At 70.6% G+C, this 16177-nt stretch carries 14 protein-coding genes and 1 pseudogene; 6 read left to right on the top strand and 9 right to left on the bottom strand.

Annotated elements, in window-relative coordinates; genetic code table 11:
- Nucleotide 1: 1 nt before the first annotated feature.
- Nucleotides 2-2719 (bottom strand): BTAD domain-containing putative transcriptional regulator, encoded by a 2718-nt coding sequence (locus HPO96_RS09470; protein ID WP_171672975.1) that lies wholly within the window; start codon nucleotides 2717-2719, stop codon nucleotides 2-4.
- 141 nt (nucleotides 2720-2860) lie between these two features.
- Between HPO96_RS09470 and HPO96_RS09465 the strand changes: the two genes are divergently transcribed.
- Nucleotides 2861-3313, top strand: coding sequence for a hypothetical protein (locus HPO96_RS09465; protein ID WP_171672974.1), 453 nt, complete (start codon nucleotides 2861-2863; stop codon nucleotides 3311-3313).
- 51 nt (nucleotides 3314-3364) lie between these two features.
- Here HPO96_RS09465 and HPO96_RS09460 read toward each other — a convergent pair whose 3' ends face one another.
- Complete coding sequence (locus HPO96_RS09460; RefSeq protein ID WP_171672973.1) at nucleotides 3365-5227, bottom strand: peroxidase family protein; 1863 nt, start codon at nucleotides 5225-5227, stop codon at nucleotides 3365-3367.
- A 136-nt stretch (nucleotides 5228-5363) separates the two neighbouring features.
- On the opposite strand from HPO96_RS09460, the gene HPO96_RS09455 reads away from it, so the two are divergent.
- Nucleotides 5364-6527 (top strand): amidohydrolase family protein, encoded by a 1164-nt coding sequence (locus HPO96_RS09455; RefSeq protein WP_171672972.1) that lies wholly within the window; start codon nucleotides 5364-5366, stop codon nucleotides 6525-6527.
- Between the two features lie 87 nt (nucleotides 6528-6614).
- On the opposite strand, the gene HPO96_RS09450 is transcribed toward HPO96_RS09455, so the two are convergent.
- Entirely contained in the window at nucleotides 6615-7637 is a 1023-nt protein-coding gene (locus HPO96_RS09450; RefSeq protein WP_171672971.1) for a LacI family DNA-binding transcriptional regulator, read from the bottom strand.
- A 151-nt stretch (nucleotides 7638-7788) separates the two neighbouring features.
- On the opposite strand from HPO96_RS09450, the gene HPO96_RS09445 reads away from it, so the two are divergent.
- From HPO96_RS09445 to HPO96_RS09435, 4 genes and pseudogenes are all read left to right on the top strand, one after another.
- On the top strand, nucleotides 7789-9615 hold the full coding sequence (locus HPO96_RS09445; protein ID WP_171672970.1) for a lectin: 1827 nt from the start codon (nucleotides 7789-7791) through the stop codon (nucleotides 9613-9615).
- A 128-nt stretch (nucleotides 9616-9743) separates the two neighbouring features.
- The gene (locus tag HPO96_RS09440; RefSeq protein WP_171672969.1) at nucleotides 9744-10577 is read left to right on the top strand and encodes an alpha/beta fold hydrolase; all 834 of its coding nucleotides are present in this window, start codon (nucleotides 9744-9746) and stop codon (nucleotides 10575-10577) included.
- Nucleotides 10578-10812: 235 nt separating this feature from the next.
- A pseudogene (locus HPO96_RS39875) lies at nucleotides 10813-10878 on the top strand (hypothetical protein); the annotation flags it as partial.
- Nucleotides 10879-10882: 4 nt separating this feature from the next.
- A complete protein-coding gene (locus tag HPO96_RS09435; protein ID WP_202885772.1) occupies nucleotides 10883-11191 on the top strand; it encodes an isocitrate lyase/phosphoenolpyruvate mutase family protein in 309 nt (102 codons plus the stop codon).
- Here HPO96_RS09435 and HPO96_RS09430 read toward each other — a convergent pair.
- From HPO96_RS09430 to HPO96_RS09405, 6 genes are all read right to left on the bottom strand, one after another.
- Nucleotides 11188-11445, bottom strand: a complete 258-nt coding sequence (locus HPO96_RS09430) for a hypothetical protein (RefSeq protein WP_171672968.1) — start codon at nucleotides 11443-11445, stop codon at nucleotides 11188-11190. The two genes, HPO96_RS09435 and HPO96_RS09430, sit on opposite strands and share 4 nt — an antisense overlap.
- A gap of 102 nt (nucleotides 11446-11547) precedes the next feature.
- Nucleotides 11548-12840, bottom strand: a complete 1293-nt coding sequence (locus HPO96_RS09425; protein ID WP_171672967.1) for a hypothetical protein — start codon at nucleotides 12838-12840, stop codon at nucleotides 11548-11550.
- 152 nt (nucleotides 12841-12992) lie between these two features.
- On the bottom strand, nucleotides 12993-13679 hold the full coding sequence (locus tag HPO96_RS09420; protein WP_171672966.1) for a hypothetical protein: 687 nt from the start codon (nucleotides 13677-13679) through the stop codon (nucleotides 12993-12995).
- A 30-nt stretch (nucleotides 13680-13709) separates the two neighbouring features.
- Entirely contained in the window at nucleotides 13710-14267 is a 558-nt protein-coding gene (locus HPO96_RS09415; protein WP_171672965.1) for an NADPH-dependent FMN reductase, read from the bottom strand.
- Nucleotides 14264-15091 (bottom strand): arylamine N-acetyltransferase family protein, encoded by an 828-nt coding sequence (locus tag HPO96_RS09410; RefSeq protein WP_171672964.1) that lies wholly within the window; start codon nucleotides 15089-15091, stop codon nucleotides 14264-14266. The genes HPO96_RS09415 and HPO96_RS09410 overlap by 4 nt, the downstream gene beginning before the upstream one ends.
- A gap of 22 nt (nucleotides 15092-15113) precedes the next feature.
- Nucleotides 15114-16163 (bottom strand): LacI family DNA-binding transcriptional regulator, encoded by a 1050-nt coding sequence (locus HPO96_RS09405; RefSeq protein ID WP_171672963.1) that lies wholly within the window; start codon nucleotides 16161-16163, stop codon nucleotides 15114-15116.
- Between the last annotated feature and the right edge of the window lie 14 nt (nucleotides 16164-16177).

Here is a 16177-nt window from a genome sequence, read left to right as displayed (position 1 = left end):
CTCAGTCGACGAGGGTTCGGCGGAGGGTGCCGGCGCGGGGGTGGTCGAGTTCTTCGTAGATCTCGAGGGCTGCTGACCAGGCTTTGCGGGCTGCGTCGTGGTCGCCCGCGTCGGCGTGGACTTCGCCGATCGACTGGAGGGTCATGGCGACGTAGAGCTGATCGCCGATGCGGCGGTAGACGTGCTCGGCTTGCCGGTAGGCGGCGACTGCGGCGGGGTGGTCGTGTTGGCGGGTGCTGAGGTAGCCGAGGACTTGGTGGCTGGCGGCAACCGATTTGAGGTCGCCGAGGTCGGTGGCGAGGGCGAGGGCCTTCGCGGCGGTCGCCGAGGCGGCGGTCAAGTCGCCGAGCTGGGCTCGGTACCAGCCGATGGAGCCGAGGCAGCGGAGCTGGCCGATGCGGTGGTTGTGGGCGGCGAAGATGCGGACGGCGTTGTCCAGGTAGCTGATCGCGGGGCGGTACGCGCCGCGCTGGTCGAGGATCAGGGCCGCGATCTCGAGCGCGCAGGCAAGCCCGACGCGGTCGCCGATCGAGCGGTAGCGGTCGATCGAACGGCGGGCGTAGCCGCGCGCCTCGGCGAGCCGGCCGGTGCGGGTGTGGAAGTAGGCGAGCCCGCGATGGGTCATCGCGAGGGCGGCGGCGTCACCGGCTTGTCCGGCGGCGTCCAGGCCGATCTGTTCGACGGCGATCGCGTCCTGGAAGCGGCCTCTGCGGCCGAGGAAGCGGGCCGTCAGATCCGCGAGCCGCCAGGTGCCGGTGTGGTTCCCGTTGGCCGACGTCAGCTCGATCACCGCGCGGAGGACCGGGAGCTCGTCGGTGAACCAGGTGAGCGCGGCCTCCACGTCGGTGAGGTCTTCGGGGCGCACGCCGTCGTACGGCTGCCCGAGATCGAACTCGTCGCGAGCCGGGTTCAATACTCCGGTAGCCCGGTACGCCGTGTGGAGGTAGTGGTCCACCAGCCGGCGCACCGCCGCGGCGCGGTCCGCCGCGGTTTCCTCGGCGCCGGCTGTCTCCGCGGCGAACAGGCGGAGCAGGTCGTGGCACGCGTAGCGGCCGGGGGCGTGCTCGACGAGGAGACTGGCCCGGCATAGCCTGCGGAGCGCCTGTTCGGTGCTCCCACGCGCGGCCCCCGCCAGGCTCGCGGCGGCCGGTGCGGAGATGTCCGGGCCGGGGTGCAGGCCAAGCCGCCGGAACAGTCGCCGCGCCTCCGGATCCAGAACGTCGCGGGACCACGCCAGGACGGCTCGGACGGACGTCATCGGATCCGCGGTCTCGAACCGGTCCAGCGGCGATCCGCCGTCGCTGAGCTGCCGGGCAAGTTCACCGAGGGGCAGCTTCGGTAGCAGCGCCGCGTGCGCCGCGAGGACGGACAAGGCGAGCGGAAGACCGGAACACAGCCGCGCCAGGTCGGCGATTGCCGCCGGCTCCGCGGGGAGCTGCCGAGCACCCATCCGTTCGCTGAGCAGGCTCTCGGCGTCGGCTGCGCTGAGCAGCTCCAGCGGCACCGGGCAGGCGCCGAACTCGGCGATCACTCCGGGCAGCTGATTGCGGCTGGTGACCACGACGGCGGACCCTGGCGCTGCTGGGACCAAGGGGCGGACCTGATCGGCGTCCCGAACGTTGTCGAGCACGACCAGGAGCCGTCGCTCGGCTGTCAGGCTGCGGAACAGCGCGACCCGCTCGTCGAACCCGGCCGGCACCTCTTCCGGCCGGACGCCGACCCCCTCCAGACAGGTCCGGAGCGCCTCGGCAGGCGCGGTCGGAGCACCGGCTGGGTCGAATCCGCGCAGGTTGAGGAAGAGCTGGCCGCCTGGGAACCGATCCTTGACGCGGTGCGCCCAGTGCGATGCGAGCGTGGTCTTGCCGACGCCGGCTGTGCCGACGACGATCGCGAACGCCCTGGCGCTGAGCGCCTCGTCCAGCGCCCGCAGCTCGGCGGACCGGCCGATCAGGACCTGCGCAACAGCTGGAATCTGCCGCGGTACGACCGGATCGGGCGGAGTTCTGGCAGCGGACGGTCGGTCGCGCCGAAGAATGCTCAGGTGCAGCTGCCGCAGCTCGTCGTTGGGCTCCTCGCCGAGTTCGCGAATCAGCCGCGCCCGGAGTCCGGCGTACACCTGCAGCGCCTCGGCCCGCCGGCCGGCCTGGACAAGCGCCCGGATCACGAAGGCCGACAAGGGTTCGGACAGCGGATAGTCGCCGGCAACCCGGCCGAGCTCGTCGGCCAGCCCAGCCAAGTCGTCGGTCCGTTCTGCCAGCCGCAGCCAGGCCGAGAGCCGGTCGTCCAGCAGGCCGCCGCGATACGAGACCGCCCAGTTGCTGTCCAGACCTGCCAGCGGCTGACCACGCCACAGTGACAGGGCCGATCGGAGCGCAGTGGGATCGGCGTCGCCGAACGTGCTGATCTGCCGGCGGAACCGCAGGGCGTCGACGTCCGTTTCCGGTACGTCGAGCCGGTAGGCGCCGCTGCGCCGGGTGATCCCCATCCCTGCCGAGCCAAGCGCGCTCCGGAGCAGGCTCAGGTACTGATACAGCGCGTCCACCGGCCGTTTCGGCAGTTGCTCACCCCAGACCCGATCGGCGAGCACGTCGATCGGCACCAGCTGCCCTGCATCGGCCGCGAGCGCGGCGAGCACGAGCCGCTGCTTGGCCGCGCCGACGTTCATCTCGGCGTCGCAGACCCACACCTCGACCGGTCCCAGAAGACGAATCTCCGCCACTTCAGCCACCCCCGTGAGCCACCAGCTGCCCCAACCGTACTCGGCGCAACGGTCCACCTGAGAAACACCAAAGGTTCTTCGAAGGTCGGCGAGCAAGGCTGAGGTCACATCAGCTTGTCCACCAGGGGAGAAGGAGTGAACGTGAAAGTACAGCTGGGGAACGGGAAGCGCCGGTGGCGTGGCGGGGTCCTCGCCATCGCTTGCGGGATGGGATTGGTGGTTGCGACGGCGGGGACGGCGGCCGCGGCCGAGCAAAGCTGGTTGTGGGAGCTGTCGGGCGGCAACAACATCGGGGTCGGTAGCTACACGGACGCCAACGACGTGATGCACGTCAACGACCAGGAGGCCGACAACCGGTCGCTGGTGCTGGACGTCTGGAAGGTCGGGGCGTTCGACGGCGTCCACTATCGGTGCTGGGACAGCACGGGGGCCTCCAGTCCGGGGGTTCGGTGCGAGGACGCCTTCAGAGGATCCGGCTGGGGCGTCAATGCGCAGCTTCGCGGCCGGCTCTGCCGGGGCGAGGCCGGCGGCCCGGGTGGCGGCACCCTCACCTCCTGCCAGCCGGAGCGGCAGTGGAAGACGTTCTACCGCTGAGCTGAAGCAGGGGTGCCAACCGAGCCAGGTCGCTCGGTTGGCACCCCCGGCTCAGGGCTGTTTGAAGACGTTGGCGGGGAGGGATCGGCGCGGGGTGTCGGTGTTGAGGGCGATGAGGTCGGCCAGGGTGTGGCGGTGGTCGATGCCGTAGCGGTGGCGGATCGTGGTGAGGAGCGGGTCGTTGCGGTAGTGGAAGCGGTCGCCGTCGCGGAGGGCGGTGAACTGGCGGGTCCAGATGGCGAGCTGGAGTTCGCCGAGTTCGGTGCCGGGGACGAGAGGTTCGGACGTCATGGCGACGATCGGGTCGACGGCGGCGACGGTTCCGTAGATCGCTTTCAGGCGCGCCGCGACCGGCGTCCGGCGATCGCCCGAGGTCGCCGAGTCCTTCACCCGCGGGCTGTCGAGCGGGATCGGGCGGCCGCGGACGTCGCGCAGGGCGAGGAAGTCGAGGCTGTCCGGGTCGTTGACCTCGTCGCCCGGAGTCAGCTCGGGGTCGGCCGGGAACGATTCGGTCCGCTCACCGGTGATCGACTTGAAGTCCGGCCGCGGCGCCAGGCCGTAGGCGCGGCGCAGGTCGTTGTAGGCGGCGATGCCGTGATCGCGGCCGCGCTGGATGTCGATCGAGGTGATGTCGAAGATCCCGTTCTCGCACGGCGCCGGCGGCCGGCAGACCGGGATCGGCAGGCTGCGCAGCACATCGGCGATCTGCTCGTCGTTGCGGAACTGCGGCCGGGCCGCCATCCCGCGCAGGAACGCGCCGGTGCCGAGCCGTTCGAACAGCGGTGTGTTGAAGGCGACCTGCTCCTGCGGTACGACGATCCGGACCAGGCGGCCCTGCTTCGTGACCGTCATGCCCTGAGCGCGGAACTGCGCCAGTTCGGCGTCGGTGAACTTGCCGGCCGGTACGTCGGCGGCGAAATCGCCGCGGACCATGCTGTGCGCGCGATACCCGACCGTCGCGAACTCGTTCGCGATACTCGCGTCGGCATCCGGCCGATAACCGCGGTACGCCGGCAGCCGGACGCCGAGCGCGGGGAGGAACTCGTTGAACGTGATGTACTGCTGGCTCGCGATCACCACCCGGCGCGCGAGCTGGAACTTCTCCTCCTCGGGCAGCCCCGCCGGGAGCAGCGAGACGATCCGGTTGTGCTCGGCCGCGAACAGGGTCTGGACGGCGAGCAGCCCCAGGTTCTCGTTACCGCGGAAGTCACCGGCGACGGCCAGATCGGTGACGTCGACGGCGATCGTCCGGTCCATGAACGGCGCCGACTCCGCGTCGCCGCGGGCGGTGGTCCGGGGCAGGAAGCCGTTCGGCATCAGCAGCCGGGCGCTGTTGTTGGACAGGTCGCCGTCCAGCGGGCCTTCGCGCATCCACTCCAGCCGCTCGGGCTCGTCGCCGTACACCGCGTACGCGTTCAGGTAGGAGCCGCGGTCGTTGAGTTGCTGCCGCGGCGTCGTCTGCCCGGTGCCCGCCGCGGGGATGCTGCGGAACACGGGCACCCCTGGGAACGCGCTGGTGAAGCGCTCCATCGGGTCGTTGATCGGGTACCGCACCGTGACGTTCTCGTCGCCGTCCATCCGCAGCGCGAAGGTGTGGTCGAGGAACTGTCCCCAGGCCGGCGCCCATTGGGTGACGCCGCGCGGCGAGAACAACGGCTGCCCGGAGTCGTTGAAGATCCGGTTCGTGATCTCGCGTGGCGACGGTCCCGGCACCATCGCGCCGACGCCATCGGCGTACCGCGCCGGTGCGATGCGTGGGTACGGCGTACCGGCCCTGCCCTGATCCGGGCGCAGCAGGTTGTTGCCGCCGCCGTCCAGACTCGCGAACTCGTACGGCGACGCCCCGGCCGGAGCCGAGCTCAGACCCACCAGGCTCGCGCCCGCGAGCGCCACCGCGATGACACGCTTTCGCATGAAACCCCCACGCTTCCTGTCGATTCGATGTGAGGTCGCGAATCTAGGCCCGGCTCGCCCTGCGTCCGTCGTACTACAGCGCCTAGGTCTGCTGGTCCTACCTTCCGCCGGGCCGAAGTCGGCAGACTCCTCGACCATGGCTGCCACTGCGATCCGCGCTGCGCGGATGTTCGACGGTACGAACCTGCACGGGCCGAGCACCGTCGTCATCGACGACGGACGCATCATCGGCGTCGACACCTCTCCGGCGCCGGTCGTCGCCGTGGTCGACCTCGGCGACGCGTGTCTCTTGCCGGGACTCGTCGACGCGCATCAGCACCTCGCCTTCGATGCCACCGCGGACGCGGTCCGGATCGCCGCCGAGGCCACCGACGCGAAGCTCCTCTCGGTCATGCGTTCGGCGGCGCAGCGCGCGCTGCACGCTGGTGTCACCACTGTCCGGGATCTCGGCGACCGCGGGTTCCTGACGCTGACCTTGCGGGAGCTGCTCGCGAAGACGCCCGGGCGCGGCCCGGAGATCCTCGCGGCCGGCCCGCCGATCACCACCCCGGGTGGCCACTGCCACTTCCTCGGCGGCGCGGCGACCGGCCGGGAGGAACTGCGTGCCGCGGTTCAGGAACGCCACCGGCGTGGGTGCGACGTCGTGAAGGTCATGTCCAGCGGCGGGCACGTCACGCCCGACTCGGTCCCGCCGTACCGCACCCAGTTCTCCCGCGCCGACCTCCGGGTGGTCGTCGACGAAGCGCATCGGCTCGGCCTGCCGGTCGCCGTCCACGCGCACGCCGTCGACTCGATCCGGGACGCGCTCGCGGTCGGCGCCGACAGCATCGAGCACGCGACCTTCATGACCGCGACCGGCATCGGGGCCGATCCCACCCTGCTCGACGCGCTCGCCGCCGCTCCGCCGGCAATCTCGGTGACCGTCGGCGCCCCGGCAACCGGCGGTGAGATCCCGCCGGCGGCGCTCGAACGGATGCACGCGATCGCCGCCGCGCTCACCGGCCTGCGCAACCGCGGCGCGACGATGATCCTCAGCAGCGATGCCGGGATCGAGAACACCCCGCACGACCTGCTTCCGCGCGCCGTCGAACTCGCCGTCGCCGCCGGCTGGACGCCCTTACAGGCACTGACCGCCGTCACCTCAGGCCCGGCCGCTGTCTGCCGGGTCGGCGACCGCAAAGGCCGGATCGCAGCAGGCGCCGACGCCGACCTACTCGCCATAGCCGGCGACCCCACACACGACCCCGCCGCCCTCCAATCAGTAGTCGCCGTCTACCGCGCCGGCATCCGCGTCCGCTGAGCCACACCCCCCACACGCACCGCAACCAGCACGACGGCGCGTCGGCGTCCGGGGCTGGTGAGTGGCTGCTCCGCGTAGGGGTGGCGGTTAGCGGGGTGGGGCGGTGGAGGCTCGGATGACGAGTTGGGTGGCGAGTTCTAGGTGGAGGGCTTCGGGGCGGTGGCCGTCCAGGAAGCGCATGAGTTGGGTGACGGCAATGCGGCCCATTTCCTGGAGGGGCTGGCGGACGGTTGTCAGCGGCGGGTCGAGGGCGGCGCTGAGGTCGATGTCGTCGAAGCCGGTGATGGAGAGGTCGGCGGGGATGGCGAGGCCGCGGGCGCGGGCGGCGTGGTAGGTGCCGACGGCAACTTTGTCGTTGAAGCAGACGATCGCGGTGGGCAGGGTGGCGGCGTCGAGCAGCTCGGCGGCGGCTTCGCGGCCGTCGTCGATGGTGGGGTGGGTGTAGCGGATCCGCTCGGGTGGGAGGAGGGAGCCGGCGGCGGCGAGGGCGGCGCGGTGGCCGACCATGCGGGCGTCGGTGGCGAGCCACTCCTCAGGGCCGGCGATGACGGCGATGTCGCGATGGCCCAAGGCGGTGAGGTGGGCGACCACCGCATGCGCGGCGGAGGCGTGGGCAGCTGACACGGCCGCGAGATCGGGCGGGAGGATCTCCCGCGGGTCGACGACGACGAACGGGAAGCCGGAGCGGGACAGGGCTTTCAGCTCCCGGGCGCGCTCCGGGGGCAGGATGAGGATGGCGCCGTCGACATCGGGCTGGTTCGACAGGCCCGTGAGTACGTCGCTCTCCTGCGCCGACTCACCGGCGTCCAGGATCAGGCGGCGGCCGTGCAGAGCGAGGGTCTCCGCGATGGAGGAGACGATCAGGCCGAAGTAGTCGGTGAGCAGGTACGGGCAGCGGACGTACACCGCGCCGGCGGCCGCGCCGGGGGTGTTGCGCCGGGCGACGGCCTGGAGCACCAGGTCCCTGGTGCGGGGTGCGACGTTGACGCTGTCGTTCAGGACGCGGGACACCGTGGCGATCGACACTCCGGTCTCCGCCGCGATGTCGCGCAACGTCGCGCGGGGCTGTTCGACGGTTGCCTGTCCCCGGCGCCCCCGCGGCTCGCTCATCGCCGCAGTGTAGCCGACCCGTTGACGTGCACGGGTCCATGTTGTTTCATTCCGGAAACAAAGTTTGCAGGATGGTTCAGGTCCTGCAGGCGCGCATGACGCCCAGATCACCCACCGCCCCGGGTGATCTCCCGCCCCAACTAGGAGGGTCATGTTTTCATCCTGGAAATCTCGAGGACGCCGTCGCGGCGTCGTCCTGGCCGCAGCCGCTCTGGTGACCGCTGCCGGCCTGACCGTCCCCGCCGGGACCGCGACGGCGGCGCCCAACGTCGCGGTCTGGCTGACCACCGCGAACAAGTCCAGCCTGCTCGGCCGGCAGGCCGACACCAGCTTCGGATCCGGCGGCTCCGGCCCGACGATCTCGGTCAACCCGAACGCTTCGTACCAGTCGATGGTCGGCTTCGGCGCCTCGTTCACCGACGCGGCGGCGTGGAACATCTTCAACTCGCCGCGCCGCAACGAGGTGATGAACGCGCTGTTCAACCGCGGCAGCGGGATCGGCCTGAGCTTCCTGCGGCAGCCGATCGGCTCCACCGACTTCTCCCGCAACTTCTACACCTACAACGACGGCGCCGCGGACCCGAGCCTGTCGCGGTTCTCGATCGCGCACGACAACGCGTACATCCTGCCGCTCGTCCAGCAGGCGCTCGCGCTGAACCCGGAGATCTCGGTGATGGCCTCGCCGTGGAGCGCGCCGGCGTGGATGAAGGACAACAACAATCTGATCGGCGGCTCGCTGAGCGACAGCCGGGTCGGGGTGTACGCCGATTACCTGGTCAAGTTCACCCAGGCGTACCAGGCGGCCGGCGTCCCGATCGACTACCTGAGTGTGCAGAACGAGCCGAAGTTCTCCCCGCCCGGCTACCCGGGGATGTACATGACCACCGGTCAGCAGAGCAACATCATCAACAACCTGGTCCCGAAGCTGCGGTCGGCCGGGCTGGACGCGCGGCTGCTCGGCTACGACCACAACTGGGACGACACGTCGTACGCCCAGGTCGTCAACAACGCGACCGGTAACAACACCGTCGGCTCGGCCTGGCACTGCTACGGCGGCAACCCGTCCGGCCAGTCCGTCGTCCGCAACGCGCAGCCGAACAAAGAGATCTTCTTCACCGAGTGCTCCGGCACCAAGTCCGGGGACGACGCCGCCACCTTCCGCGACTCGCTGCGCTGGCAGGGCATCAACCTGGCGATCGGCGCGACCCGCAACTGGGCCCGCACCGTCACCACCTGGAACATGGCGCTCAACAACGCCAACGGCCCCGTCATCGGCAGCTGCGGCAACTGCACCGGCGTCGCGACCGTCGACGGCAACAACGTCCAGTACAACGCCGAGTACTACGTCCTCGGACACCTGAGCAAGTTCGTCCGGCCGGGCGCCGTCCGGATCGACTCCACCGGGTACGGCGAGGGCGGCATCCAGAACGTCGCCTTCCGCAACCCTGACGGGACGATCGCGCTCGTGGCGATCAACAGCGGCGGCACGCAGAACTTCCAGGTCGCCTACGGCGGCCAGACCTTCGGCTACCAGCTGCCCGCCGGCGCGATGGCCACCTTCACCTGGCCCGGCACCGGCGGCAACCCGCCCACCGGCAACACCGGCCCGATCACCGGCCTCGGCGGCAAGTGCCTCGACGTCACCGGCGGCTCCACGACCAACGGCAACCAGCCGCAGATCTGGACCTGCACCTCCGGCCCGAACCAGCAGTGGACGGTCGGCAGCGACGGCACCGTCCGCGCCCTCGGCAAGTGCCTCGACGTCACCGGTAACAGCACCGCGAACGGCGCCGCCGTCCAGCTCTGGGACTGCTTCGCCGGCCCCAACCAACGCTGGACAGTCTCCAACGGCACCCTCGTGAACGTCGGCAGCGGCAAGTGCCTCGACGTCCGCGACAACTCCAGCGCCGACGGCGCCAAGCTCCAGATCTGGACCTGCACCGGCGCCGCCAACCAACGCTGGACAACACCGGCCTGACCCCGTCCGCCTGCACGCGGCGGTCCGCATCGGACCGCCGCGTGTCACATTGCGGGCCTGTGCGTGGACGTATGGGTGAGGCGGTCGGCAGGCAGCCGATCGTCCACCGCACAGAAGTGGGTAGATCGATGAGAATCTGGCTGAACAAGAAAGGGTGCCGTCCAGGACGCGTGCTCGCGCTCCTGGTGACAGGGGTGGCGGTGGCGCTGGCTGCGTTCAATCCGGCGCAGAGCGTGGCGAGCCAGCAGCGGACGCCGAAGCCGACGATCGTGCTGGTACACGGCTCATGGGCAGATGCGTCGAGCTGGAACCGAGTCACCGAGCGGCTGCAGGACAACGGCTACACGGTGCGCGCGATCCCGAACAATCTGCGGTCGGTCACCGGTGACGCGGCGTCGGTGCGCGCCTTCGTGCAGTCGGTACCGGGGCCGGTCGTCCTGGTCGGACACTCGTACGGCGGTTTCGTGATCACGAACGCGGCCACCGGGCTGGCCAACGTCAAGGCGCTCGTCTACATCAACGCGTTCGCTCCGGACGCCGGGGAGACGCCGTTCCAGCTCGTGGGGCCGGACTCGGCACTCGCGGTCGATCCGGCGACGGTTTTCGACCTCGTACCGCCGACCCTGCCGCCGTCCCCAGTGACGGATGTGTTCCTCAAGCGCTCCACGGTGTTCAACTCGTTCGCGACCGGGCTGAGTGTGCACGACAAGGATCTCGTCTTCGCGACGCAGCGCCCGGGCGCATTGGGCGCGCTCAACGAGCCGTCCGCGGCGCCGGCGTGGAAGACGATCAAGTCCTGGAGCGCGATCGGGACCGCGGACAAGATCATCCCGGCCACCGCGCAGCGGGCGATGTCGAAGCGGGCCGGCGCAGTCGTCACGGAGTACGCCGGCGGCCACCTCGGACTGCTGTCCGACCCCCGAACCGTCACCCGGGTGATCGAGCGCGCCGCGCGCGGCTGAGCCCCACGAATCCGAAGCGATGTCGGGCTGCCCTGGCAGATCCGTGGGCGAGACCGTGGTGGACGCGGACCGCGGGCTCTTCCGGTCCGGTGCCGCAGGGCGTAAAGCTGAGGACGTCGAGTAGGGAGGGCGACATGAGCAGTCTCCTGGCGGCCGAGCTCCAACAGCGATGTGAAGTGCTGCGGTGGCTGCGTCGCTGGGCTACCAGGACGAGGAGGACGCTCCTGCGGTGGAGATGTTCGCTGCGGCGGACCGCATCGCCCGGGTCGTCGACGTACCGGTCACGGTCGATGCGGAGGCCGGTTATGGGATGCGGCCGGCCGAACTCGTGGCGGCGCTTCAGACTGCCGGAGCGGCCGGAGGCCGTCGAGCGTGCCGTCGCCTACCTGGCGGCTGGTGCGGACTGCGTCTACCCGATCGGGCTGTGGGAGCCAGACGCGCTACACACCTTCATCGCGCAAGTCGACGGGCCCGTTAACGTGCTGAAGCTGCCACAGACACCACCGGTCGCGGAGCTGTCCGCGACCGGCGTGGCGCGGGTGAGCTGGGGCCCGTTCCTGCACCATGCGGCGCTGGCAAGCTTCGCCGCGGAGCTTGCCGTACTCGACCGCTAGCTGACGGGTACGGCGGTGTCGACTCCTAGCGCTCTGAGGATGTACGCGCCTTCGGCGAGTTGCTGGCGGGCTCGTTTGTGGTCGCCGAGCTCGCGGCAGGCGAGGCCTAGTGCGAGGTGGCAGTAGCCCTGTGACAGCCAGTCGGCACGCCGTACTGCGGTGGCCAGGGCCAGCTCCTCCACCGCCCGGACAGCGGCCCGGTCGACGGTCGGGTCGTTGTCGGTGACAACGACCTCCAGAACACTTGAGGACACGCTTCAGGATAGGCATTTCGATGTCCCGGAACGATTACAGCCGCACGACCGGCCGAAACCAGGGGCCCGCTCCCGGGAGGAGTCCGGGAGCGGGCTCGATGGTTACTGCTGGTAGAAGCAGCAGGTTCCGGTGGCGCCCATGGTGAGGTTGATGACGCCGCCGTCCAGGTTCTCGGTGCCGCGGACGTAGTACCCGCCGAGGCCTTCGTGGACGAGGAAGGCGCCCCAGGTGAGGAGCCAGTCTTCGGCGGCGGTGTCGGTGGGGAACGACTCCGGGACCGGCTGGATCCGGCGCTGCAGGACCCAGGGCCGGCCGGCGGCTTCGGCGAGGCGGGCGGACCAGGTTTCGGGGTCGGTCTGCCAGCCGAGGAGGACGCCTGCGCCGCCGTGCAGAGCGGCTGGTTTGAGGACCAGCTCGGACTGGTTGGCCTTGGCGTAGTCGAGGAGGTCGGGGCGAACCATCCGGGTCCAGGGCACGAGGCGGTCGATCGCCTCCTGCTCCTCCGGACGGAAGCGGGAGCGGTTGGCGTCGTCGGACAGAATCGCCAGGGCGCTCTTGCTGCCGTACAGCTCCGCGTCGAGCGGGGTGAAGATCGCGACGTGCCCACGCTCACTGGCCTGGAGCACCGGCTCCAACAGTTCGACCGCCCCGGGTTTCAGCAGATCTTCGATCATGAAGAGCCGGAACACGATGTCGATCGCCCGGTCCCCGTGCCAGATCCGGTCGTCGCGGTACTCGAGCTCGTCGACCGGGCAGGCCAGCGCGTCGATACCGAGTGGAGCCAGCGCCGCGGCGCTCTTGTGCAGCTGGGTTGCCAGGCTGGGATAGCTGTCCGGGAAGTCGGCGATCGCCATCACCGGCCGGACGCCGGTCGGCACCTTGGCCTCGACCAGGATGGTCTTGACCACCTGCGCCATCGTCTCGGTGTAGGTCAGCTCGTTGTCCCGGACGAAGTCCGCGATGAACGGGTGCTCCAGCATCGCCTCGTTCAGTACGGCGTTGTCGACACCGCCCGCCGTACTGCCGAGGTTCAGCTCCAGCAACCAGAACCCGTGCTCGTCCCGGTACAGATCGGCCCGCCCGAACCGGCTCGGCGCCGGCCCACGCCCCCGGCTGACCGCAACCGCCTGCGCCTCGGCCAACCCGGCAGCCTGCGCGAACCGGACGATGTCACCCCCGAACAGCCGGTCCGGAATACTGGTGAGCGCCTGGTGCACCAGCCCCAGATCCTCAGTGAGCCGGCGATGCTCGGCCGCCTCCAGAAACACCGGCCGGCTCAAACACCGCCCGCCGTACCCAGTCGCCTCCAGCCTGGGCGCAGCCGCCGCCCGCACCTCACTCGGCTTCGGCCCCCGTTCGGCCGCAGCCGCCAGATAACTATCGGTCAAAGACATAGGAGTACTCCTCCCCACCGGCCGCCTTGGACGTCCCGCGCCGCGAAGTAGTCAACGGGATCTGGGCAACCGTGGCCCGCAGGGTAAGCAGGTTCCCCCACCCGCCGGAAGACCCCGAGCACGATCCTCGTGACACCGACGCCGCCGGAAACTCAGGGGAGGTAGGTGGAGCGGCCTTGCCAGGTGCCGTGTTCGGCGAGGGGGCGGAAGCGGAGGGTGGCGAACTCGTGGTGGAAGTCGCGGCGGCGGCGTTCGGTCATGGCGGTGGCGTGGCGGGTGGGGTCGGGGACGGGGCTGTGGCCGTGGACCATGGCTTCCATCTGCTCGATGGAGTGCCAGATGGAGAAGGTGGAGATGGTGCGGGGCGGGCGCATGGCGGCCAGGGCGAGGGTGGTGGCGGGGTGGTCGCGGACGAGGCGTTCGACCGGTTTGCCCCACTTGAGGAAGCGGGGGACTTCGAGGAGGCGCATCCGGGCCAGGGTGACGGCGACGACGGGTTCGGCGGGATCCCAGTCGTCGGCGCGGGCCGGTAGGTCGGGGAGGGCGGCGAGGCGCGACCAGCGGCGGAGGAACTGCAGGCGGACGTGCCAGCCGGTCGCGAGTCCGGCGCCGAGCGGGTCGTCGGCGAGGAAGGCGTCGAGGGCGGCCTCGTCGTCCCAGCGGGCGAACATCGCCATCCGGCGCAGCTGCATCCGGGACGGCGAGATGGTCGAGGCGCCCAGTTGCATCAGCGCCAGGGACTCGGCGTACCGCAGCCCGGGCGCGGACGGCGCCTTCCACAGCGCCCGGGCGGTCGTCGCCGGAGGCAGCTCCGCGAGGTGGAACGTGAAGATCGTCATCGTCGGCCCACTGTGCCACGAAGTACGGGGTCAGCCGTCGTACGGCGTGGTGGCGCGCGCGGTTCGGAGGGCGTTGCCCCACCAGGTGAGCTGGCGCAGCAGGGTTGCGGCGGCGGAGGCCGGGCGGTCGGGCGCGCGGAGGGTGCCCTCGTCGTCGAACTGGTCCCAGACGTACTGCAGGCTGACCTGGGCCTGCATCGTGACCGCGTGCAGCTCGGCGAAGACGCTGCGGAGCTGTTCGGCCGCGCGGAGACCGCCGGACAGACCGCCGTACGAGACGAAGCCGACCGGGGTCGCGCGCCACTCCCGTTTGGCGGTGTCGATCGCAGTCTTCAAGGCGCCCGGGTAGCCGCGGTTGTACTCCGGCGTCACGATCGCGATCGCGTCGGCCCAGTCGAGGCGCTTGGTGAACAGCTCGGTGTCGCCACCGCCGCCGAGGTCGATCGGCAGGTCGAGCTCCGCGAGATCGATGACGTCGACCTCGCCGAACTCGCTCTGCCGGACGGCGTCCAGGAACCAGCCGGCCACCTGCGGGCCGATCCGGTCCTTGCGCACGCTGGCGACGATGACTGCAAGCCGTAAGCTCATCGCGCCACCACCGGAGCGTCGACGAGCGCGCCGACCTCGGCCGGCGTCAGCGACAGCCCAAACTCGCGGCTGAGCAGCTCCCCCACCTCTTCGTCGGCGACCATGCGCTCCTGATTCGGCTCGCCGGGCCGCTCGACGCTGTACTTGCGCCCGATCAGGCTGCGGATCCGCGTCTCGCTCTTCTGGACGACGATCACGCGCTGCGTGAACGGCGAGTTCGGGTTGGTCGAGGTGTTGTAGTTCGCGGCGTCGACATCGACGAGGTACTGCGGTTCGCCGCTGAACGCCATCCGGGTCGACCATGTGGTCGCAGTCCGCTCGCGCAGCCGCCACATGTCGTCGGCCCCCTTCACCACCTGGTACTGCCACGCGCCCTGCCGATGGACGCCGGCGCCCGCGAACGGCAGCGGCGCCAGCATGCCCGAGCCGAACCCGACGTCGGCGAGCCACTGCCCCTCCCCCGTGTCCACGCCAAGCACCAGGTGCGAGCGCGGCCGCGGACGCTCGTCCGGGTCGCCGACGCGAGCCAGCAACCGATCGACGCGAAAGCCGATCCGCTCGAGCACCGCGCCGAAGAGCACGCCGTGCTCGTAGCAGTACCCGCCTCGCCGCCGGTCGACCAGTTTGGCCTGCACGTCGGCCAGCTCGACGGAGATCCCACGACCGAGCATCACGTCGAGATTCTCGAACGGGATCGACGCCACGTGCGCGCGGTGCAGGGTCTGCAGGGTCCGCAGGTCCGGCGCGACCGGCCCCGCGTACCCGATCCGGCGCAGATAGCCGTCGAGGTCGAGGATCGCGATGTTCCATTGGTCGGTGGTCATCTGGGTTTCCCTCCCGAAGTTGTCAGTGGTTCGCCGGGCCCGTACTCGACCGCGCCACGAGCTCGGTCGGCAGGAGCACCTGGCGTTCGGTGCAGCCGGGGTCGATCAGCATCCGGGCCATCGCCCGGCCACGTTCGCGCACCGGCTGCCGGACGGTGGTCAAACCGGCAGACGCCGCGAACTCCGCGTCGTCGAAGCCGGTGACGGAGAGCTCGCGGCCAGGCGCGATCCCGCGGACGCGCAGCGCCTCCAGCACACCGCCGGCGAGGACGTCGCTGTCGGCCGCGATCGCGGTCGGACGCCGTCCGCCGTCCAGCGCCGGAGCCACCGCCATCCGCCCGGATTCGTGCGCATTGCGCCCGCCGCTGACCACCCGGACCTGCGCGCCGGGCCCGAGCCCCGCCCGGATGCCGTCCAGCCGCTGCTTCGAATACGCGTACAGCGCGCTCTCGTCGACGTCCGTCACCAGCACACCGGCCGGCTGCGGAGTCGCCACCACGACGACGACTTCGCGGTGACCGAGCTCGGCCAGATGGCCGCCGACCGCCACCCCAGCCGCGTGGTCGTCGATCGACACACTCAACCCCGCTGCGCTCGGCTGCGAACGCACCAGCGGGATGTTCCGGGCCGCCAGCGCGAGCACGGCCGGGTGGTCATCGGCGAGTCCGTCCGCGATCGCGCCGTCGATCACGGCCTGATGGACCGCCGCGAGCCCTTCGCGCAGCCCGTCGTCGCCGAGCCCGTCGCCGAGGTCGAACGGGATCAGCACCAGGCTCGTCCGGGCCGGCTCGGCCACCTCGGTCACGCCGCCGAGCATGGCCAGCGCGTAAGGATCCGAGAACGCGTAGCGCAGGCCGACCGTGAAGATGACGCCGATCGCGCCGGCTCGCCGGGTCCGCAACGTCCGGCCGGCGGCGTCCGGCCCGGCGTACCCGAGCTCGGTCGCCACCGACAGGATGTGCTCCCGCAGCGAATCCGAGAGCCGGCCGGGCCGGTTGAAGGCGTACGACACCGCAGCCGTCGAGACCCCCGCCGCCGCCGCGACGGATTTCAGAGTGGGCCGCTGCGACATCTCACCTCCCTGTT

It is taken from the genome of Kribbella sandramycini (genome assembly GCF_013131805.1).
In the GTDB taxonomy this organism is placed as follows: Bacteria; Actinomycetota; Actinomycetes; order Propionibacteriales; family Kribbellaceae; genus Kribbella; species Kribbella sandramycini.
Note: the sequence above shows the minus strand (reverse complement) of the source record. Positions and strands in the feature narration are given on the sequence as shown.